Genomic DNA, 18,770 nt, shown 5'->3' with positions numbered 1-18,770 from the left:
GCCTAACCGACGCTCTCGTCCTCCTTCGGCGAGCCCATCGGATCGATCCCGGCGAGGAAGGCGGTCGCCTGTGCGTTGAGGCGGTCGGCGCCGATCGCGCCGGCCCAGCGGGCGACCTCGGTCGCGAGGGCCCTGGCCCCGGGCTCGTCGCCCGTGTCGCGTGCCAGCATCGCCAGCAGCAGTTGCTGGGAGAGCGTGCCGGGCAGGTTGCCCGCGCCGGCGCCCAGCTCGGTGGCCCGGCGCCAGCGTTCCAGGGCTCGGTCCTGGTCGCCGGTGGCGTGGGCGTGACCGCCGAGGTGACGCAGGGCCTCCCGGGCCAGCAGGGGATCGGCGCCCGACTCGCCGGCCTCCAGCGCGGCCGTGTAGTGGGCGGCCGCGGCGTCGCCCTCGCCGAAGTGGTTGTCGGTGATCAGACCCAGGTACATCGAGGCCCAGCCGCCGCGCACCACGTCCGGGGATCGGTCCCGCAGCGCGTACACCTCGCGTCGAACCGCGGCCAGGGCCTCGGGATCCTTGCCGTCGGGGCCGAAGCACACGGTGCCGTCGATGCGGAGCAGCCCGAAGTAGGTGTGTCGCAGCCGTGCGAAGCCGAGGTCCCAGTCGTCCTCGGGCAGCAGCTGGGCCGCGGCCCCGACACGGGCCGGAGTGAGGTCCGTACCCGCGAACCAGTCGCTCTCCAGGGCGACTTCGGCCGCTGCCAGCGCGAGCCGGGCGCGGTCGGCGGACTCGGTGACGGCGGTCGAGTCCAGCAGTGCGAGGGCGCGGGGCCAGCGGGCCGCGAGGGACAACTCCCGTGCGGAGGCGATCAGTTCGTCGAGATCCACGGATGTGCGCGAAGCACTCGTCGTGTTCGTCATGACGGGAGAAGGTAGTTATGCGGAAAACCATCCACAAGAAAACCACTGCGGGAGACAGACGATGGAGGACTCGGCCGACCGGCACGTCGAGGAGTGGCAGAAGGAACTGGCCTGGATGGACCCGGTCAAGGAGGCGATCTTCGTCCGGCTGGCGTTGCTGGCCCGGCACGCGACACAGGCCCGGCGCGAGGCCCTGGACTCCGACGGACTGCGGCGCTGGCAGTACAAGGTGCTGCTCACGCTGCGGCGGCTCGGCCCGCCGTACACCGCGAGTCCCTCGCTGCTCGCCGAGCGGCTGGGGCTGACCCGGGGCGCGCTGTCGGCGCGGCTCGGGCCGCTGGAGGAGGCGGGGCTGATCAGTCGTACGCACGAGACCGCCGACCGGCGGCGGGTGCGGGTCCGGCTCACCGAAGCCGGAAGTGCCGCCTTCGAGCAGCATGCGGCGACGGAGGAAGCCGGCGAGGTCGCGCTGCTCTCAGCACTGACCGCAGCAGAGCAGCGGACGCTAGCCGACCTGCTGCGGAAGCTGGTCGTGGCGGCCGAGGCCGACCGAGCCGGGCGGTGAAGGTCCAGGTCAGCCGGGTGGTGACCTGGACCCTCGGGGCTCTCCCTACTGCTCGTCCCATGCCTGGATCAGGATTTCCTCGGCGATCTTCCCGTCGCGCAGCGTGATCATCGACTCGGCCAGGACCCGGGTCCCGTCCGCGTACTGGCACGACTGGCTGTAGGCGGCGTGGTCGCCCTGGATGATGCACTGGTCGACCTTGTGCGTCATGTCTCGGCTGTATATGTCCTCGAACAGCGCGCCGATCTCGGCACGGCCGTGCAGGACCTTGGGTTGGCTCGGCTGGGTGTTGCGGTCCACGATGCGCACTTGCGCGTCGTCCGCGTAGAGCGACAGAAGATCCGTCGCCGTGTGTCCTTCGACGCCCTTGCGCAGCGTATCGGCGCTGAAGGCGGTGCTTGCCGCGGTGCCCATGGTTGACCTCCTTCGAGGGCCGCGACCCGGCGAGGAGCGGGCCGCGAAGGGCCTCTCCCTCCGAGACTCCTCCGCCCCGGCAGGCTCGGCAAGCGCAGCGGCGTGCTGCGCCTGACGGGTGAGCGGCGCGGCACGCCCGTGACCGCCGGGCGCCGGCCGCCGTTGCTGAAAGCATGATCTCAACACGACGTATCGTCGCCGCCGTTGGCCTCGCAGCGGGCATCACCGGTCTGGCGGCCCCGATGGCGAACGCGGCCACGGTCGCGCCGAACGAGGGCCGGATCAACCCGATGGCCACCCTCGACTCGCTGACCGTGAGCGACATGCCCGAGGAGCACAAGGCGCAGATCCCGCGGCCGTCCGCGCAACTGCAGCAGCTGAACCGGCTCAACGACCTCAACCAGCTGCACCAGGTGACCGACATGGCGGCCCCCGCGTACGGGCTGCTCGGCGCCTTCGAATAGGCCGCGCCCCAGCGCACCTCTCCCTCAAGGGCCGCCCGGGAACGGGCGGCTCTTGACTTTGCCGCGACCTGCTCGGAGCATGCAGATCGAAAGGTGAATGAAATTTCACACGGCGAACGCAAAGGTGCGGACGATGCCCATCACCCGTGAACTGTTCATCGGCGGCAAGGACGTCCCGGCGGTCTCCGGCCGGACCACGGACGACCTCGCCCCCTACACGGGCGAGGTGTACGCGACGGTGGCGGCCGCGGGGCCGGAGGACGTGCGGCGGGCGGTGGACGCGGCCGACGCGGCGTTCGAGGAGTGGGCGGCGCTGGCCCCGTTCGCCCGGCGCGCGATCTTCCTGAAGGCGGCCGACCTGCTGGACGCCCGCGGTGAGCAGGTCGCCGAGCTGATGGCCCGGGAGGCGGGCGGCACCCGGCCGTGGGCCTACTTCAACGTGGCCCTCGCGGCGAACATCCTGCGCGAGGCGGCCGCCGCCGTGACCGCGCCGCGCGGCGAGGTGCTCACCGCCCAGGAGACCGGCGCCCTCGGGCTCGCGGTGCGCGAACCGCTGGGCGTGATCGCCGCGTTCGCGCCGTGGAACGCGCCGGTCATCCTCGGCGTACGGGCGGTCGCGGCGCCGCTGGCCGCGGGCAACACCGTGGTCGTCAAGCCGAGCGAGGACGCGCCGATCGCCTGCGGTCTGCTGATCGCGGACGTCCTGCGGGAGGCCGGGCTGCCGGACGGCGTGCTCAACGTGGTCACCAACGCCCGCGAGGACGCGGCCCAGGTCGCCGAGGCGCTGATCGCGGACGAGCGGGTGCGCGGGGTGAACTTCACCGGCTCCACCGGCGTGGGCCGTATCGTGGGCGAGCTGGCGGCCCGTCATCTCAAGCCGGCCGTACTGGAGTTGGGCGGCAAGAACGCGGTGATCGTGCTCGACGACGCCGACGTGGACTACGCGGTCGACGCCGCCGCCTTCAGCGTGTTCATGAACGCCGGGCAGATCTGCATGTCCGGCGACCGCATCCTCGTACACGAGTCGCTGGCCGAGGAGTTCGCCGGGAAGTTCGCGGCGAAGGTGGCGGCGCTGCGGGCGGGCGACCCGTCCGACCCGCACACGGTGGTCGGGCCGCTGGTGAGCGCGTCGGCCGCCGAGCGGGTGGCCGGGCTGGTCCGGGACGCCGTCGGCAAGGGGGCGAAGGTCCTGGTCGGCGGTGGTGCGCCGGAGGGTGCCGTGCACCCCGCGACCGTGCTGACCGATGTGCCGAAGGACGCCGACCTGTACTACGCGGAGGCGTTCGGGCCGCTCTGCGTGGTCGACACCTTCGCCGACGACGCCGATGCGGTGGCCGTCGCGAACGACACCGACAACGGGCTGACCTGCGGCATCATCACCGAGAACGCCACCCACGGGCTCGCCGTCGCACGCCGTGTCCGCACCGGCATCGTGCACATCAACGACCAGTCGGTCGCCGACGAGCCCCAGGCCCCCTTCGGCGGCGCGAAGGCCTCCGGATACGGGCGGTTCGGCGGGCGCTGGGGCATCGAGGCGTTCTCCAACACCCGCTGGGTGACCATCGCCACCCAGCACGCCCACTACCCCTTCTAGGCCGGTCCCTGCCAGACCGGTCCCTTCTACGAACCGTCCCTCAACCGGCCGTCGCGAGGAACTGCGTGGCGGCCAGCTCCGCGTACAACGGGTCCGCGGCGACCAGTTCCCGGTGCGTCCCCACCGCCCGCACGCGCCCGGCGTCCATCACCACGATCCGGTCCGCCATCGTCACCGTCGACAGCCGGTGCGCGACGACGAGCACGGTCGTCGTACGGGCGACGTCGGCGACCGTGTCCCGCAGCGCGGCCTCGTTCACCGCGTCCAGCTGCGACGTGGCCTCGTCGAGCAGCAGCAGCCGCGGCCTGCGCAGCAACGCGCGGGCGATGGCGACCCGTTGGCGCTCGCCACCGGAGAGTTTGGTGCCGCGGTGTCCCACGAGGGTGTCCAGGCCCTTGGGCAGCCGGGCGATCAGACCGTCGAGGCGGGTGGTCTTGAGCACGCGGGTGATCGTGGTCTCGTCGGCCTCCGGGTTACCCAGCAACAGGTTGTCCCGCAGCGAACCCGACAGCACCGGCGCGTCCTGCTCGACGTAACCGATCGCCGAACGGAGCTGGGGCAACTCCCAGTCCCGCAGGGCGCGTCCGTCCAGGGTGATGGTCCCGGACTCGGGGTCGTAGAAGCGCTCGATGAGCGAGAAGACCGTCGTCTTGCCCGCGCCGGACGGTCCGACGAAGGCTGTCATGCCGCGTGCCGGGACGGCGAACGTGACGCCGTGGTGGACGTAGGGGAGGTCGTCGGCGTAGCGGAAGCGGACCTCGTCGAAGGCGAGTTCGGCCGGCTCCGCGCCGGGGGAGGGGAGCGGGGCGGGGCGGGAGACCGGCTCGGAGGGCAGGTTCAGCGCCTCCTGGATGCGGGCCAGGGCCGCCGCACCCGTCTGGTACTGCGTGATCGCGCCGACCACGCTCTGGATGGGCGACATCAGATAGAAGACGTACAGCAGGAACGCGACCAGCGTACCGACCTGGATGGCGCCGGTCGCGACCCGCGCGCCGCCCACCGCCAGTACCGTGATGAACGCGATCTGCATGGCGAGCCCAGCCGTGTTGCCCGCGGCCGCCGACCACTTGGCGGCCCGCACGCTCTGCCGCCACGACTCCTCGGCGGCGTCGTGCAGCGTCCGCTCCTCGCGGTGCTCGGCGCCCGACGCCTTGACCGTGCGCAGCGCGCCGAGGATACGTTCCAGCGAGGCGCCCATCACGCCGACCGCGTCCTGGGCCCGTCTGCTGGCCCGGTTGATGCGCGGCACGATCACCCCGAGCACCGTGCCCGCGCCCACGATCACCGCGAGGGTGACCCCGAGCAGCACCGGGTCGACCAGACCCATCATCACGATCGTCGCGACCAGCGTGAGCCCGCCGGTGCCCAGGCCGACCAGCGAATCGGTGGTGACCTCGCGCAGGAGAGTGGTGTCGGAGGTGATCCGGGCCATCAGGTCGCCCGGTTCGCTGCGGTCGACCGCCGGGATGCGCAGACGCAGCAGATACGAGGACAGGGCGCGCCGTGCGCCGAGGACGACCGACTCGGCGGTGCGGCGCAGCACGTACGAACCCAGCGCGCCCAGCGCCGCGTTGGCGACCACCAGCGCCGACATGGCGAGCAGCGCGCCGGTGATGGCCCGGTCGTGCGAGAGATCGTCGATCAGACCCTTGGCCACCAGCGGCAGCAGCAGCCCGGTCCCGCCCGTGACCAGCGAGAGGAGGGCGCCCGCGAGCAGGGGCCACCGATGGGGTCGTACGTAGCCGAGGAGCAGCCGCCAGGCGGGCGGGCCGGTCTCGGTCTCAGCGATGCTCACGGCGCTCCTTCGGCAGGCGGGTGAGCATTCAGGCTACGTCGGCACCCTCCCGCGACCACGAACGATTCCGGGCCACCGACACCGCGTACGCCCCGGGCAGACACTCCTCCAGCATGCCCACCAGCACCTCGCCCGGGCCCAGTTCGAGCCAGACGGTGGTGCCGTCCCGGCGCAGCCGGTCGACCGCGTCCGCGAACCGCACCGGGTGGCGCAGCTCCCGCACCCAGAACTCGTCCCGGGTCGCCTCGGCCCCGACCGGCCGCGCGGTCACGTCGGAGACGAGCGGGATCCTCGGCGCGCGCAGTTCCATGGCGGCCACGGTGGCCCGGAACTCGTCCAGGAGCGGGTCGAGATGGGGCGAGTGCGGCGCCATGTCCACCCGCAGCAGATGGGCCCGGCGGCCCTTCGCCGACCACTCGGCGCAGACCCGCGCCACCGCACTCCGGTCGCCCGACACCACGACCGACCGGGGCCCGTTGACCGCCGCGATCACCACGTCGTCCGGCAGCTCCAGCTCACCCTCGGACGCCTCCAGCGCCACCATGCCGCCCGTGCCGGACAGCCCGCCCATGAGCCGCGACAGCGTGCCCACCGCACGACAGGCGTCCTCCAGCGAGAACACCCCGGCGGCATACGCGGCCGCCATCCGCCCCGCCGAGTACCCGAAGAGCACGTCCGGCCGCACGCCCCGGCTCTCCAGCAGCCGGAACTGCGCCACCTGCAGCGCGAAGACCGCCGGATTGCCGTACGCGATCCGGTCCAGCAGCGCGGCCGTCCGCGTGCCCGCGCCCGCGAACATCACGTCCCGCAACGGGACTTCGAGATACTGATCGAGCCGCTCGCACACCTCGTCGAGCGCCTCGGCGAACACCGGGCTGCGGGCGTGCAGTTCACGCCCCATGCCCGGCTGCTGCGAGCCGCCGCCCGAGAACAGGAACGCGGTCCGCCCGGCCGGCAGCCGCGGAGGATCGGCGCGTACGGCGGGCTCCGGAGCCGTCAGCAGCTCGACCACCTCCCGCGGCGACCGGCACACCACCACCCGCTCCAGGTCCCCGTCCCGCAGGAACCCCTCGTCGCGGGCGTGTTGAAGGAAGGCCAGCAGCGGCTCGTAGAAGCCGTCCGAGTCCAGCAGGACGCACGGTTTGCGGTGGATGTTGAGCTGCGCCCAGGCCAGCGCCTCCAGCAGTTCTTCCGCCGTGCCCAGGCCGCCGGGCAACGCCACGAAGGCATCGCCGAGTTCGGCCATGCGCGCCTTGCGGGCGTGCAGGTCCGGCACGATCTCCAGCGCGGTGAGTCCGGCGTGGTTGATCTCGTACGGCAGCATGCGGCGCGGCACGACTCCGGTGACCGCGCCGCCCGCGGCCAGCGCCCCGTCCGCGACGGCGCCCATGAGGCCGGTGCGGGCACCGCCGTAGACGAGTCGCAGCCCCGACTCGGCCAGCGCGCGGCCGAGTTCGCCGGCCGTGCGCAGGTGGGTGGGCCGGTGGCCGGGGGAGGCGCCGCAGAACACGGTCACCGAGGTCACGGCCACAGCCCGTACCCCCGGGTGAGGACGCGGTGGGTGTCGTAGAGGGCCTTGGCGCGCACGAGTTCGTCCCAGTCGGGGCCGAAGTGCGTTCGCCAGTCGGCCGGTGTCATCGGGAGCGCGCCGCCCGGGTGCAGGACTCCGCCGACGGCGGTGGCGCGGGTGTGGAGCGCGCGGTTCGCGGTCACCAACTGCCGTACGACGTCCGGGCGGTCGGGTGGTGCCGTGCGCATCAGGGAGAGCAGGCAGAGCAGTTCGCCGGGCGGCCTGCGCAGCAGCGGCGCGTGCAGGGTGCTGCCCGTGAGGGGGCGCAGCTGGACCGTGCCGCAGACGCGCAGCGCCTGTTGGGCGTCCTCGGACAGCACGGACGGCACGAACGAGGTGGCCGCCTCCTCCGGTAGCAGCAGCGTCAGCCACGGGTGCGGGCGGTGCCACTCGCCGGTCGCCCGCAGCAACCGCTCGTCGCGGTCGAGGCGGTGCAGGTACTCCGCGTAGGTGAGGTCCTCGATCTCCCCGGTGTCCGGGTCGTGGTCGAGGTCGCCGATGAACAGGCCGTCCTCGGGCGGGAGTTGGCCGGTGTGCGGGGCCACCGCCTCGATCATGTAGTGCCAGTCGCCGCCCAGCGCGGGGCGCGCCTGGCCCGCGACATGGCTGAAGCGGGCGTCGCGGGCCAGCCGGCGCTGGTCGGTGAAGAACGTGCCGGGCGTGTGGTGGTAGAGGCGGTAGCGGCGGACCTGGGCCGGTGCGGGCAGGAGCTGGAGCGTGGCCCGGACGATGAGCGCGCACTGGCCGAGACCCGCCAGCACCGCGCGGAACAGGTCCGGGTGCTCCTGCCGCGAGCAGACCAGCCGCTCCCCTGCGCCGGTGACGACCTCCAACTCCCGCACCCAGTCGGCGACAAGGCCGAACCGGTGACTGGAGCCGCCGAAGCCCCCGGTGCTCAGCACCCCGCCGACGCTGCCGCCGAGATGGTCGGGCACCACAGGCGGCGCCAGCCCGTCGGCGAGGGAGGCCCGCACCACGTCGCTCCACAGCGCACCCGCCCCGGCGACCAGCAGCCGGTCCTCCGGCACACAGCGCACCTCGTCGAGTCCCGCCATGTCGACGACATAGCCGCCGTCGGCCTGCCCCTGCCCGTACAGCGCCTGGCCGCCCCCGCGCGCGGTCACCGCGATTCCGCGCGGCCCGGCGAAGGCGACGAGTTCCTGTACGGCGCCCACGGAACGCGCCGTCAGGACGCCGAGCGGACGCGAGCCGACGATGTGCCCGAAATCGGCTGAGGCCCGCAACAGATCCTGCTCCTCGGCATTCGCCGGGGGAACGAGACCGGACGCTCCTTTCACGCAGCACGCTCCAGCAGATCGGCATCGAGACCGGAATCGGCCATTCGTCCCTCGAAAATCTCGGCGAACACGCGGTGCTGGAGAAAACCGTGCTCCGCGTGCCGCTCGGCGATCAGCGCGGCCATACGGTCCAGCAGACGCTCCGGAAGGTGTTCCTCGCCGAGGCTCTCCACGTCGACCGAATACTTCGCGCAGCATTCCAGAACGGCCTCGAAACCGTTGACCGAGGCCGCGAACAGCCGCTGCTCGGGCTCGTGCCACAGCGCGGCCAGCTCCGCCAGAAGACTGCGGCCCGGCGGCTCGGGAGCCAGCATCTCCCGGGCCCGGCGGGTGAGCGCGTCGACGTACACGGCCTGTTCCGGCACCGGGAGCAGTTGGACCGTCAGCCGCCAGGACAGGGCGGGAAGGCGGGCCGACAGCTCCCGCAGCAGCGAGATGGAACCCCCTTCGACGATCACCGGCCGGTGCCGGGCGCCGAGCCGTTCCACCAGCTCCACCAGGGCGTCGGCGGCCCGCTCCGCGCACAGGTCGCCGTCGGCGCAGGTCCGGTCGCCCAGCCAGTGCCGGCGCGCGCCCGGAACGTCGGCGCCGGCCCTGGCGCTCGTGGTGGCCAGGTCGGTGAAGCACTGTAAGCGGTCGGCGACCACGATCGGGGCTCCGGTACTTCGGGCCAGTGCGGTGGCGGCCGCGCTTTTGCCGACGCCGGTCGGTCCCGCGATCAGATGGACATACGGACGTGAAGTGTTCTCGGCCATGACGCCAAAATACGGAGGACCGGCATGGTCAAGAACCAGGCGTACATCTGGACCGGGCAAAGAGATTTCCACATTCCTGTGACCCTGTTAAAGGTTGAATTACCCGGATTGGCGGGCTGCGGTCCGGGGAATCCAGGGAAATATGAACGAGCGTTGAGAAACGCCTTTTGTTTCTTAACCATTTCTTCCCGAATCGAAATGAACGACCATCCCCAGGAGGCCGTCCCGTGCAATCCGACATGCTGCTGGCCGTCGCCGAGACCGTCGCCGAGTCGCGGGGGAGCGGCGCCGTCCTGGTCGGTTACGGAGCCGTGGCGGAGCTGACCAGATTCGCCGCCGACCCGGGCTGGAGCGTGCACGTCCCCGGGCATCCGGCCGAGGTCCGCCGGGTGATCCTGGACGCCGTGCGCGGCGGCGACCGGGCCTACGTCCATGTGTCCGCCGAGTCCAACGCCGAGCCACGGGAGGCGACCGAGGGCTTCCGGATCGTCCGGGAGGGACGCACCGGCGTGGTCCTGGCCGTCGGCGCCACCCTCGACCCCGTGCTGCGCGCCACCACCGGCCTGGACCTGTCCGTCCTGTACGGCGCCACCATCCGCCCCTTCGACGAGATCGGCCTGCGCACGGCGGTCCTCGCCGCGGACCACGCCGACGTGATCCTCGTCGAGCCGGGACTGCCCGGCACCTCGGCCCGCCAGGTGGCCGACACCCTGGTGCACGTACCGCACCGGCTGTGCGCCCTCGGCGGGGCGGACGGCCTCGACGAGCAGGCCCTGGCCCGGTCCGTGCGCGACTTCCTGCGCTGAGCGCCGGTGGGGGCCGCGATGCCGTTACCGATCAGTCACCCGTAGGGTCGAAAGACAGGGACAGCGGCCGACGAAAGGGTTCAACACCATGGCGCAGGAAGTACGCGGCGTGATCGCACCGGGCAAGGACGAGCCGGTGCGGGTGGAGACGATCGTCGTGCCGGACCCCGGCCCCGGGGAAGCGGTCGTACAGGTGCAGGCCTGCGGGGTCTGTCACACCGACCTGCACTACAAGCAGGGCGGCATCAACGACGAGTTCCCGTTCCTGCTCGGGCACGAGGCCGCGGGTGTCGTGGAGTCGGTGGGGGAGGGCGTCACCGATGTCGCGCCCGGCGATTTCGTGATCCTCAACTGGCGTGCCGTGTGCGGTAATTGCCGGGCCTGTCTGCGTGGCCGCCCGTGGTACTGCTTCAACACCCACAATGCCGAGCAGAAGATGACCCTCACCGACGGCACTGAGCTGTCGCCGGCGCTGGGCATCGGCGCCTTCGCCGAGAAGACGCTGGTCGCGGCCGGGCAGTGCACCAAGGTCGACCCGAGTGTGGCACCGCAGGTGGCCGGGCTGCTCGGCTGCGGTGTGATGGCCGGCATCGGCGCGGCGATCAACACCGGTGGCGTCGGCCGCGGGGACAGCGTGGCGGTCATCGGCTGCGGTGGCGTGGGCGACGCGGCGATCGCCGGGGCGAACCTCGCGGGCGCGGCGAAGATCATCGCCGTGGACATCGACGACCGGAAGCTGGAGACCGCCCGGTCCATGGGCGCCACCCACACCGTCAACTCCCGCGAGTCCGACCCGGTCGCGGCGATCCAGGAGCTGACCGGCGGCTTCGGCGCCGACGTCGTCATCGAGGCGGTCGGCCGCCCCGAGACATACCGGCAGGCCTTCTACGCCCGCGACCTCGCCGGCACCGTCGTCCTCGTCGGTGTGCCCACCCCGGAGATGAAGCTCGAACTGCCCCTGCTGGACGTCTTCGGCCGCGGCGGATCGCTCAAGTCCTCCTGGTACGGCGACTGCCTTCCCTCCCGTGACTTCCCCATGCTCATCGACCTGCATCTGCAGGGCCGCCTTCCGCTCGACAAGTTCGTGACCGAGACGATCGAACTGACCGATGTGGAGAAGGCCTTCGAGCGGATGCACCACGGTGACGTCCTTCGCTCGGTGGTGGTGCTGTGATGACCGCTCGTATCGAACACCTTGTCACTTCAGGTCAGTTCAGCCTCGACGGCGGCACCTGGGACGTCGACAACAACGTGTGGATCGTCGGCGACGACCACGAGGTCATCGTGATCGACGCCGCCCACGACGCCGACGCCATCCTCGGAGCGGTCGGCGACCGCCGGCTCAAGGCCATCGTGTGCACACACGCTCACAACGATCACATCGACGCCGCGCCGGCCCTGGCCGACCGCACCGGCGCGACCATCTGGCTGCACCCCGACGACCTGCCCCTGTGGAAGCAGACCCACCCCGACCGCGACCCCGATGCCCATCTGGTCGACGGCCAGGTCATCGAGGCCGCCGGCGCCGACCTCACGGTGATCCACACCCCGGGCCACGCGCCCGGCGCCGTCTGCCTCTACGACCCCGCCCTCGGTGCGGTCTTCACGGGCGACACCCTCTTCCAGGGCGGCCCCGGTGCCACCGGCCGCTCCTTCTCCCACTTCCCGACGATCATCGACTCGATCCGCGACCGCCTGCTCGCCCTCCCGCCCGAGACGAAGGTCCTCACCGGCCACGGCGATTCGACCACCATCGGCGCGGAGGCTCCGCACCTGGAGGAATGGATCGCCCGAGGCCACTGATGCCGGCCGGAGGGGCGCGGCCGGGGCCACTGATCCGGCTGGGGGAGCGCATCGCCCGGCCAGTGACCCCGGGCGCGCAATACGATCACCGGTCATGACCACCAACACGCTCGTGACCCTCCATGACACCCGCGCCCTGGTCTGCGCCCCCGACGGCCCGCCGCTCGACGGGGAGCAGGCCGCGCTCGATCTCATCGGTGACGCGATGGGCCACGACGCCGAGCTGGTCGTGGTGCCTGTGATGGGGGTCCCCCCGCTCGAACGGAGTTGAGAGTGGGGGAGGGTGGCCGAGGACTTCTTCCGGCTGCGGTCGGGGGTCGCGGGCGCGGTCATGCAGAAGTTCGTGAACTACCGGCAGCGCCTCGCCGTCGTCGGCGACATCTCCCGGCACCTCGCCGAGAGCACCGCCCTGCGCGACTTCGTCCAGGAGACCAACCAGGGCGGCCACATCTGGTTCCTCGCGGACCGCGCCGCCCTGGAGGCGAAACTGCGCCCGGCCGGGTGACCGTCCGAGGTCCGCGCCAAAACACGACAGGAGATGTCCGGCTTCCCCGGCACCCTCGACAGTGACAGCAGTCGCAGCGGAACGGGAGGCCGGACATGTCGGCAGCACTCGAAGGCAAGGTGGCGCTGGTCGCCGGGGCGACCCGGGGCGCCGGGAGGGGGATCGCGGTCGAACTCGGCGCGGCCGGCGCCACGGTCTACGTCACCGGACGCAGCACCCGCGCCCAGCGCTCCGAGTACGACCGCCCCGAGACCATCGAGGACACCGCCGACCTGGTCACCGAGGCCGGCGGCCACGGCATCGCCGTACCCACCGACCATCTCGACCCGGACCGGGTCCGTGCCCTCGTCGACCGCATCGCCGACGAACAGGGCCGCCTCGACGTCCTCGTCAACGACATCTGGGGCGGCGAGAACCTCTTCGCATGGGACACCCCGGTCTGGGAGCACGACCTCGACAAGGGCCTGCGCCTGCTGCGGCTCGCCGTCGAGACGCACGCGATCACCAGCCACCACGCCCTGCCCCTGCTGCTGCGCCGGCCCGGCGGCCTGGTCGTCGAGGTCACCGACGGCACCGCCGACTACAACCGCGACAACTACCGGGTCTCCTTCTTCTACGACCTCGCCAAGACGTCCGTACTGCGCATGGCCTTCGCGCTCGGCCGTGAACTCGGCCCGCGCGGAGCCACAGCCGTCGCGCTGACGCCGGGCTGGCTGCGCTCGGAGATCATGCTCGACCACTTCGGCGTCCGCGAGGACAACTGGCGCGAGGCCCTCGACCGCGTCCCCCACTTCGCCATCTCCGAGACCCCGCGCTACGTCGGCCGAGCCGTCACCGCCCTCGCCACCGACCCGGACGTCTCCCGCTGGAACGGCGAGTCCCTCTCCAGCGGCGGCCTCGCCCAGGTCTACGGCTTCACCGACCTCGACGGCAGCCGCCCGGACGCCTGGCGGTACCTGGTGGAGGTGCAGGACGCGGGGAAGCCGGCGGACACGACGGGCTATCGGTAGGTCAGGAGGACTGCACCGGCAGCTGCCACCGCACCGTGAGACCCGGTGGCAGCGCCAGATCCTCGCGTACGGCGGCGTAGTAGCCGTCCCGTCCGCCCCGATGCCGTTCCAGCAGCGCCTGCCAGGCGGCCGGATCGCGCGTCCCGTCGCGCAGGAACTGTTCCATCTCCAGCACCACCGTGACCCATACCCGCGCCTTCTCCACCACCTGCGGGCTCCCCATCAGCAGCAGCGCTTCCCCGTCCGGGTCCCGGGCGAGGGTGGCCGCGGCCAGCTGCGGTGCGGCCTCCTCGGGGGAGAGCGGATGCGGATGGGGATCGTTGCCGAAGTGGGACGCCACCCGGCACGCCAGAGTGATCGTCTTCTTGAGCGTCCGCGCATAGTCGATGTACACGGCCAGCCGCCGTTCCTCCCAACGGGCCGCCTGCTCGCGGCGGAACCGCGCGCGGTCACTGCGCACGACCGCGAAGTACGAACCGAGCGCACCGATCACGACACCGATCAGCGCGGGAAGCTGCTGTATGAACGCGGACATGCGCGCACGCTATCTGCCCGGTAGATCATTCCGGGAGTAGCTTCGGCTCATGGCTGACTCAAAGCGCTTCGAGGGGTACGGGGTTCTCGTCACCGGCGCGGCCCGCGGCATCGGCGCCGCCGTGGCCCGGCGGCTCGCGGAGGAAGGTGCGCGTGTCCTGCTGACCGACGCCGACGCGTCCGAGGCCGAGAAGACCGCGGCCGTACTCCGTGAACAGGGCTTTCCCGCCGAGGCGTTGGGCTGTGACGTGGCGGACCGCACGCAGGTCGAGGCGGCCGTCGCGCACGCGGTCGAGGCCTTCGGCACGCTGGACGTCCTGGTCAACAGCGCGGCCTCCTGCACCCCGGACCCCCCGCTCTTCGAGGACGGCACCGACGAGGCATGGGACCGCGACCTCGACATCACCCTCACCGGCACCTACCGCTGCTGCCGGGCGGCCCTCCCGCACCTGGCCGCCTCCGGCCGCGGCGCCGTCGTCAACATCGGTTCCATCAACGGCCTGCAGAACTTCGGCAACCAGGCCTACAGCGCGGCGAAGGCCGGGCTCCTCTCCCTCACCCGCACCATGGCCGGACACGCCGGCCCGCGCGGCGTCCGCGTCAACCTCGTCGTGCCCGGCACGGTCCGCACGTCCGCGTGGGAGGGTCGCGACGACGAACTCGAGGCGCTCCGGCCCCTCTACCCGCTCGGCCGGGTCGGCGAGCCCGAGGACATCGCCGCCGCCGTCGCCTTCCTCGCCTCCCGCGACGCGGCCTGGATCACCGGCACCGCCCTGACGGTCGACGGCGGCCTCACCTCGATGAACTCCGGTTTCCTCGCGAGGGTCCGATACACCGACGGCTGAGAGTCAGACGACTCGGGCAGCGGCGACCACAGCGTCCGACACCCGCTCCATATCGGCCTCGGACGTGCGCCATTTGCCGAACGCGGCCCGCAGCGCGGGCGTCCCGCGATGGACCGTCGGCGTCAGAAAGGTCTCCCCGGAGTCGGCGACCGCCCGAGCCGGCGCGTCGACGCGTTCCTGGGACGGATCCCCGGCCGGGCCGAAGCAGACGACGTTGAGCCGCACCGGCGCCAGCAGCTCCAACTCCGGCCTCTTCGCGATGCGTTCACCGAGCTTCCGGGCGAGGGCGACATTGCGCTCGACGATCTCGCGATGCCCGTCACGGCCGTACGCCATGAGGGAGAACCAGGCCGGCAGCGCCCGCAGGCGCCGGGAGTTCTCGGGGGTGAGGTGCAGGAAGTCCGGTTCACCGGTGGGGAGTCCGAGGTACGGGGAGGCGTTGTGGAAGACGGCGGTCTGCAGGTCGCGGCGGCGGGTGAACTGGACGGCCGGGTCATAGGGCACGTTGAGCCACTTGTGCAGGTCCACGCAGACCGAGTCCGCCGCGTCGAGTCCGGCGACGAGATGCGCGTGCGCGGGGGAGAGCGCGGCGAAGGCGCCGAAGGCCGCGTCCACGTGGAGCCAGAAGTCGTGCCGTTCCTTGAGGGCGGCGACGGCCCGCAGGTCGTCGAGGTCGACGGTGTTCACGGTGCCCGCGTTCGCCACGACGATCGCGGGCCGCCCGCCCAGCGCGGTGAGCGCCTCGTCCAGGGCGGCCACGTCGACGGCCTCCCGGTTGCCGTCCAGCAAGGCCACCGGCCGCAGTCGATTCCGCCCGATCCCCAGCACCGAAAGGGCCTTGGCGATGCTGGAGTGCGGGCTGCCCGACAGCACGTCGACCGGGCCCAGCGCCGACGCGCCGTCCCGTGACACGTCCACGCCGAGCCGCTCGCCGAGCCACTCCCGGGCGACGGCCGGCCCCACCGTGTTGGACACGGTCGCCCCCGTCACGAAGGCCCTGGAGTGCGCCTCGCCCAGCCCGAACAGCTCCCGCAGCCAACCCACCGTCTCCCGCTCCAGGGCCGCCGCCCAGGAACCCACGGCCCCGGCCACGTTCTGGTCGAACGCGCTGGTCAGCCAGTCACCGGCGACCGCCGCGGCGTCGTACCGCCCGTCACGAAACCGAGACGGCGCGGACCGGCCGACCCCGAGAACCCGGGCGCCCACCGCTCGGCGAACCGCGCGAGCGCGCCCTGGGCCCCCGCCCCGCCGACCGGCAGCCCCTCGGGAAGCCGGGAGAGGTCGTCGGCGAGCGTGCGGTGCATGACCGGCAGCCTAGGCGCGACCGTGTGATCTGCCCCACTGCGATTGTCACCGTTTGGTCTTAGCGTGCGGGGCTCTACAACCGATCACCCCGGACACCGGTCTAGCTGGCAGAGATCGCACAAGGGACGACCATCGAGCGCGAAAGGCAAGGCCGGCCATGGGGGACATACGCAGACGGGGAGCCGTCGTACTGGGGATCACCGGACTGGTGGCACCGCTCACTCTCGCACTGGGCACCGGGTCCGCCCAGGCGTCCACGGGGTGCACGACGTCGACCGGGCCGTACCAGAAGCAGGTGGAGAAGTTCCTCGGCCTGCCGGTCGACGGAAAGCAGTCCGCGAGCGACTGCAAGGCCATCAAGGCCTTCCAGACCAAGCACGGCATCACGCCGAACATCGGCTACGCGGGCTCCGTCACCTGGGGCGTGATGGACCTGATGAACAAGCAGAAGGCCGTGGGGCACAACCCCAACAAGGACGGCAAGTGCCCGACGAACAAGGGCCGCATCGCCTGCGTCAACCTGACCCTCCAGCTCAGCTGGATCCAGGACGGCAACACCCTCGTCTACGGCCCGGTCCCGGTCCGCACCGGCCGCAAGGGGTACGTCACCCGCACCGGCCTGAAGAAGATCTACTGGCGGGACATCGACCACGTCTCGAACATCTACGACGTGCCGATGCCCTACAGCCAGTTCTTCGACGGCGGCCAGGCCTTCCACTCGGTCAACCTCAGCATGTGGAACCCGCCGGGCTCCCACGGCTGCGTCAACATGACCACCAAGGACGCCAAGAAGTACTGGTCGCTCCTGAAGAAGGGCGACGACGTGTTCGTGTACGGGCGGAAGCCGGGCACCTGACGGGCAGTGGCCGGACATGCCCGCGTCCCGCCCTGCCGTGGTGGCGGGACGGGACGCGGACTCCCCCGGTGTGAAAATGGACCGGTGGACCGTCGCCGGTCAGAGCAGGACGTTGACCGTGCCGACGTTCACGTAGCCGCCGAGCGGAGCGGGTCCGCCGGCGGGGTTGCGGTAGGCCAGCGAGGCGATGAGCGAGTAGGTGCGCCCGGCCTGCAGCGACGTCAGGACGATGTCGCGGCGGTAGTCGGGAGCGCCGTTGAGCGGTACGGACACCGGCGTCGGGGGCTCGTTGAAGTCGTGCGGGCCGCCGATCTCGTCCACGCTGACGTGCACGTTCCATGTGCCGCCCAGCAGCGGAACGAGGAAACCGGTGAGGTTCCACTCGATCCGCACGGTGATCGGAGTGCCCTTGTTGACGACGTCGGCCGGGTTGCCGCCGGGGTCCAGGACGATCGCGCTGATACGGCCGTCGAGTGCCGTCGTCGGTACGGGAAGGGACTGGAAGGTTCCAGAGGCCATGTGATGACTCCTTGTAGGGAACTCGCCGTTGATGGCTGACCTCACGGTGCGGCGTCCGACCCGAGGGCAGCAGAGGCAGGAGTCCTCTCCGTGCCGGGACGACGTCCCCTCGGACCCGGGCCCCGCCCGGGCGCCGCGCGGTTGTGCGGCAGCGGGAGCCGCACGCGCACCTCGGTGCCGCTGCCGGGAGCGGTACGGACCGAGAGCCGCCCGCCCGCGGCCTCGGCCCGGTGCCGGATGGACGTCAGCCCCACCCCGGCCGGGGACCGGGCGATCCCGCGCCCGTCGTCGGCGACGCTGACCAGCAGGGAGCGGCGCCGTACGGTCAGCGCGACGGTGGCGTGCCGGGCGTCCGCGTGCCGCACCACGTTGGTCACCGCCTCCGTGACGATCCGGTACACGGTCGCCTCCAGCGACGGGGGCAGCACCGGCAAGGCAGCCGCCACGATCTCGACAGCCGTCGTGGGCGCGACGAACCGGGCGTGCCGGTGCAGTGCCTCGACGAGCCCGTGCGCCTCGACCGCCGCGGGCGGCAGCGCCTCGATCACCCGCCGCACCTCCGTCGCGGCATGGGACAACTCGGCCCGGATACGGTTCAGCAGTGCCCGTTCCGTGTCCCCGCTCCGCTCGCCGAGCAGGTCCGACAGGGCCCGGGCGCACAGCCCGATGCCGGACAACAGAGGACCGAGGCCGTCGTGGAGGTCGTGTCGCAGCCTGGTGCGCTCCACGTCGAGGGCCTCCCGGACACGCAGCTCCGCAGGCGCCCCGGGCCGCGCCCCGAACCGGGCCACGAAGACGACCGCCGCACCCAACGAGCCCAGGCCGCACAGAACAAGCGGTGTGCGAGCCCACTCCAGGAGGAAACCGGAGACGGCGACGACGGACAGGCACGTCTGAACGCCCACGACGAGCCGTGTCGTCCCGTTCACGCGTCGCGCGTCCGCACGAGGCGTGGCAGCGTCCGCGGATAGGCCGCCACGATCTGGCGCAGGGCCCACCGCATCCTGGGCACGGCCGTCTCGGGGCGCTCGCCGTAGGCACGGGCGAGCGTGCCCGCGCAGCCGCGGCTACCGCCGTTGACCTGGATCGCCCGCCGGATCGCAGCGCCGATCTCGGACGGCGTCGGCTCGGACCCGGTGGCCAGTTCACTGCTGAACAGCGCCTCGGCCCGGGCCGCGGTCAGTACGTCTGTCATGGAGAGCCCCCGTGCTCGTAGGGTCGAAAGGGCCGCGCGGGAACGGCACTTCGCATGCCGGCGCGGGCCGGGCACCATGC

The 18,770-nt window shown here is 71.9% G+C and carries 19 protein-coding genes and 2 pseudogenes; 10 read left to right on the top strand and 11 right to left on the bottom strand.

Translation table 11 applies throughout. The features are described 5' to 3' along the window. Positions 1–2: 2 nt before the first annotated feature. Positions 3–857: a hypothetical protein gene (locus ABZ848_RS21595; protein WP_360834063.1), complete on the bottom strand. Its 855-nt coding sequence runs from the start codon at positions 855–857 to the stop codon at positions 3–5. A 61-nt stretch (positions 858–918) separates the two neighbouring features. Here ABZ848_RS21595 and ABZ848_RS21590 point away from each other — a divergent pair, with 61 nt between their 5' ends. Then, positions 919–1,422 carry a MarR family transcriptional regulator gene (locus ABZ848_RS21590; protein WP_360834061.1) on the top strand — a complete coding sequence of 168 codons (504 nt, stop codon included), beginning with the start codon at positions 919–921 and terminating at the stop codon, positions 1,420–1,422. A gap of 45 nt (positions 1,423–1,467) precedes the next feature. On the opposite strand, the gene ABZ848_RS21585 is transcribed toward ABZ848_RS21590, so the two are convergent. Further along, a complete protein-coding gene (locus ABZ848_RS21585; protein ID WP_360834059.1) occupies positions 1,468–1,836 on the bottom strand; it encodes a nuclear transport factor 2 family protein in 369 nt (122 codons plus the stop codon). Positions 1,837–2,009: 173 nt separating this feature from the next. On the opposite strand from ABZ848_RS21585, the gene ABZ848_RS21580 reads away from it, so the two are divergent. Both ABZ848_RS21580 and ABZ848_RS21575 read left to right on the top strand, forming a co-directional pair. Further along, a complete protein-coding gene (locus ABZ848_RS21580) occupies positions 2,010–2,300 on the top strand; it encodes a hypothetical protein (RefSeq protein ID WP_360834057.1) in 291 nt (96 codons plus the stop codon). Positions 2,301–2,433: 133 nt separating this feature from the next. Next, a complete protein-coding gene (locus tag ABZ848_RS21575) occupies positions 2,434–3,894 on the top strand; it encodes an aldehyde dehydrogenase family protein (RefSeq protein WP_360834055.1) in 1,461 nt (486 codons plus the stop codon). Between the two features lie 40 nt (positions 3,895–3,934). Here the strand turns inward: ABZ848_RS21575 and ABZ848_RS21570 are convergent, their stop codons facing one another. Genes ABZ848_RS21570 through ABZ848_RS21555 form a run of 4 tightly spaced genes read right to left on the bottom strand, consistent with a single transcriptional unit; the run spans position 3,935 to position 9,312 of the window. After that, the gene (locus ABZ848_RS21570; RefSeq protein ID WP_360834053.1) at positions 3,935–5,689 is read right to left on the bottom strand and encodes an ABC transporter ATP-binding protein; all 1,755 of its coding nucleotides are present in this window, start codon (positions 5,687–5,689) and stop codon (positions 3,935–3,937) included. A gap of 28 nt (positions 5,690–5,717) precedes the next feature. Further along, complete coding sequence (locus ABZ848_RS21565; protein ID WP_360834051.1) at positions 5,718–7,214, bottom strand: TIGR00730 family Rossman fold protein; 1,497 nt, start codon at positions 7,212–7,214, stop codon at positions 5,718–5,720. Next, positions 7,211–8,503, bottom strand: a complete 1,293-nt coding sequence (locus tag ABZ848_RS21560; protein ID WP_360834049.1) for an FAD-binding protein — start codon at positions 8,501–8,503, stop codon at positions 7,211–7,213. Before ABZ848_RS21560 ends, ABZ848_RS21565 begins: the two co-directional genes overlap by 4 nt. A 50-nt stretch (positions 8,504–8,553) precedes the next feature. Next, positions 8,554–9,312 (bottom strand): isopentenyl transferase family protein, encoded by a 759-nt coding sequence (locus ABZ848_RS21555; RefSeq protein WP_360834047.1) that lies wholly within the window; start codon positions 9,310–9,312, stop codon positions 8,554–8,556. Positions 9,313–9,539: 227 nt separating this feature from the next. On the opposite strand from ABZ848_RS21555, the gene ABZ848_RS21550 reads away from it, so the two are divergent. The 5 genes and pseudogenes from ABZ848_RS21550 to ABZ848_RS21530 all read left to right on the top strand — a co-directional run bounded on the left by ABZ848_RS21550 (position 9,540) and on the right by ABZ848_RS21530 (position 13,436). After that, positions 9,540–10,118, top strand: a complete 579-nt coding sequence (locus ABZ848_RS21550; protein WP_360834045.1) for a transketolase — start codon at positions 9,540–9,542, stop codon at positions 10,116–10,118. 88 nt (positions 10,119–10,206) lie between these two features. Further along, positions 10,207–11,292, top strand: a complete 1,086-nt coding sequence (locus ABZ848_RS21545; protein WP_360834043.1) for an S-(hydroxymethyl)mycothiol dehydrogenase — start codon at positions 10,207–10,209, stop codon at positions 11,290–11,292. Further along, the gene (locus ABZ848_RS21540) at positions 11,292–11,921 is read left to right on the top strand and encodes an MBL fold metallo-hydrolase (protein WP_360834041.1); all 630 of its coding nucleotides are present in this window, start codon (positions 11,292–11,294) and stop codon (positions 11,919–11,921) included. The genes ABZ848_RS21545 and ABZ848_RS21540 overlap by 1 nt, the downstream gene beginning before the upstream one ends. Before the next feature lie 94 nt (positions 11,922–12,015). After that, positions 12,016–12,426, top strand: a pseudogene (locus ABZ848_RS21535) (DUF4180 domain-containing protein). 95 nt (positions 12,427–12,521) lie between these two features. Beyond that, positions 12,522–13,436 (top strand): SDR family oxidoreductase, encoded by a 915-nt coding sequence (locus tag ABZ848_RS21530; protein ID WP_360834039.1) that lies wholly within the window; start codon positions 12,522–12,524, stop codon positions 13,434–13,436. 1 nt (position 13,437) lies between these two features. On the opposite strand, the gene ABZ848_RS21525 is transcribed toward ABZ848_RS21530, so the two are convergent. Next, positions 13,438–13,971, bottom strand: a complete 534-nt coding sequence (locus ABZ848_RS21525; RefSeq protein ID WP_360834037.1) for a hypothetical protein — start codon at positions 13,969–13,971, stop codon at positions 13,438–13,440. A 49-nt stretch (positions 13,972–14,020) separates the two neighbouring features. Between ABZ848_RS21525 and ABZ848_RS21520 the strand changes: the two genes are divergently transcribed. Then, complete coding sequence (locus ABZ848_RS21520; RefSeq protein WP_360834035.1) at positions 14,021–14,815, top strand: SDR family NAD(P)-dependent oxidoreductase; 795 nt, start codon at positions 14,021–14,023, stop codon at positions 14,813–14,815. Positions 14,816–14,818: 3 nt separating this feature from the next. On the opposite strand, the pseudogene ABZ848_RS21515 reads toward ABZ848_RS21520, so the two are convergent. Beyond that, positions 14,819–16,119: pseudogene (locus tag ABZ848_RS21515) on the bottom strand (aminotransferase class I/II-fold pyridoxal phosphate-dependent enzyme). Between the two features lie 158 nt (positions 16,120–16,277). Here ABZ848_RS21515 and ABZ848_RS21510 point away from each other — a divergent pair. Continuing rightward, positions 16,278–16,976, top strand: a complete 699-nt coding sequence (locus ABZ848_RS21510; RefSeq protein ID WP_360834033.1) for a L,D-transpeptidase — start codon at positions 16,278–16,280, stop codon at positions 16,974–16,976. Positions 16,977–17,075: 99 nt separating this feature from the next. Here ABZ848_RS21510 and ABZ848_RS21505 read toward each other — a convergent pair whose 3' ends face one another. The 3 genes from ABZ848_RS21505 to ABZ848_RS21495 are packed head-to-tail and all read right to left on the bottom strand — an operon-like array spanning position 17,076 to position 18,690. Continuing rightward, on the bottom strand, positions 17,076–17,495 hold the full coding sequence (locus ABZ848_RS21505; RefSeq protein ID WP_360834031.1) for a hypothetical protein: 420 nt from the start codon (positions 17,493–17,495) through the stop codon (positions 17,076–17,078). A gap of 41 nt (positions 17,496–17,536) precedes the next feature. Beyond that, complete coding sequence (locus tag ABZ848_RS21500) at positions 17,537–18,400, bottom strand: sensor histidine kinase (protein WP_360834029.1); 864 nt, start codon at positions 18,398–18,400, stop codon at positions 17,537–17,539. Positions 18,401–18,420: 20 nt separating this feature from the next. Beyond that, complete coding sequence (locus ABZ848_RS21495; protein ID WP_360834027.1) at positions 18,421–18,690, bottom strand: hypothetical protein; 270 nt, start codon at positions 18,688–18,690, stop codon at positions 18,421–18,423. Between the last annotated feature and the right edge of the window lie 80 nt (positions 18,691–18,770).

It is taken from the genome of Streptomyces sp. NPDC047081 (assembly GCF_040643775.1).
Lineage (GTDB): Bacteria > Actinomycetota > Actinomycetes > Streptomycetales > Streptomycetaceae > Streptomyces.
The sequence above is the reverse complement of the archived record's forward strand: the minus strand, read 5'-3'. Positions and strand labels throughout refer to the sequence as shown.

Coding starts and splice junctions, on each gene's coding strand:
- ABZ848_RS21595 (WP_360834063.1), bottom strand. CDS start 857: ATGACGAACACGACGAGTGCTTCGCGCACATCCGTGGATCTCGACGAA.
- ABZ848_RS21590 (WP_360834061.1), top strand. CDS start 919: ATGGAGGACTCGGCCGACCGGCACGTCGAGGAGTGGCAGAAGGAACTG.
- ABZ848_RS21585 (WP_360834059.1), bottom strand. CDS start 1,836: ATGGGCACCGCGGCAAGCACCGCCTTCAGCGCCGATACGCTGCGCAAG.
- ABZ848_RS21580 (WP_360834057.1), top strand. CDS start 2,010: ATGATCTCAACACGACGTATCGTCGCCGCCGTTGGCCTCGCAGCGGGC.
- ABZ848_RS21575 (WP_360834055.1), top strand. CDS start 2,434: ATGCCCATCACCCGTGAACTGTTCATCGGCGGCAAGGACGTCCCGGCG.
- ABZ848_RS21555 (WP_360834047.1), bottom strand. CDS start 9,312: ATGGCCGAGAACACTTCACGTCCGTATGTCCATCTGATCGCGGGACCG.
- ABZ848_RS21545 (WP_360834043.1), top strand. CDS start 10,207: ATGGCGCAGGAAGTACGCGGCGTGATCGCACCGGGCAAGGACGAGCCG.
- ABZ848_RS21540 (WP_360834041.1), top strand. CDS start 11,292: ATGACCGCTCGTATCGAACACCTTGTCACTTCAGGTCAGTTCAGCCTC.
- ABZ848_RS21530 (WP_360834039.1), top strand. CDS start 12,522: ATGTCGGCAGCACTCGAAGGCAAGGTGGCGCTGGTCGCCGGGGCGACC.
- ABZ848_RS21525 (WP_360834037.1), bottom strand. CDS start 13,971: ATGTCCGCGTTCATACAGCAGCTTCCCGCGCTGATCGGTGTCGTGATC.
- ABZ848_RS21520 (WP_360834035.1), top strand. CDS start 14,021: ATGGCTGACTCAAAGCGCTTCGAGGGGTACGGGGTTCTCGTCACCGGC.
- ABZ848_RS21510 (WP_360834033.1), top strand. CDS start 16,278: ATGGGGGACATACGCAGACGGGGAGCCGTCGTACTGGGGATCACCGGA.
- ABZ848_RS21505 (WP_360834031.1), bottom strand. CDS start 17,495: ATGGCCTCTGGAACCTTCCAGTCCCTTCCCGTACCGACGACGGCACTC.
- ABZ848_RS21495 (WP_360834027.1), bottom strand. CDS start 18,690: ATGACAGACGTACTGACCGCGGCCCGGGCCGAGGCGCTGTTCAGCAGT.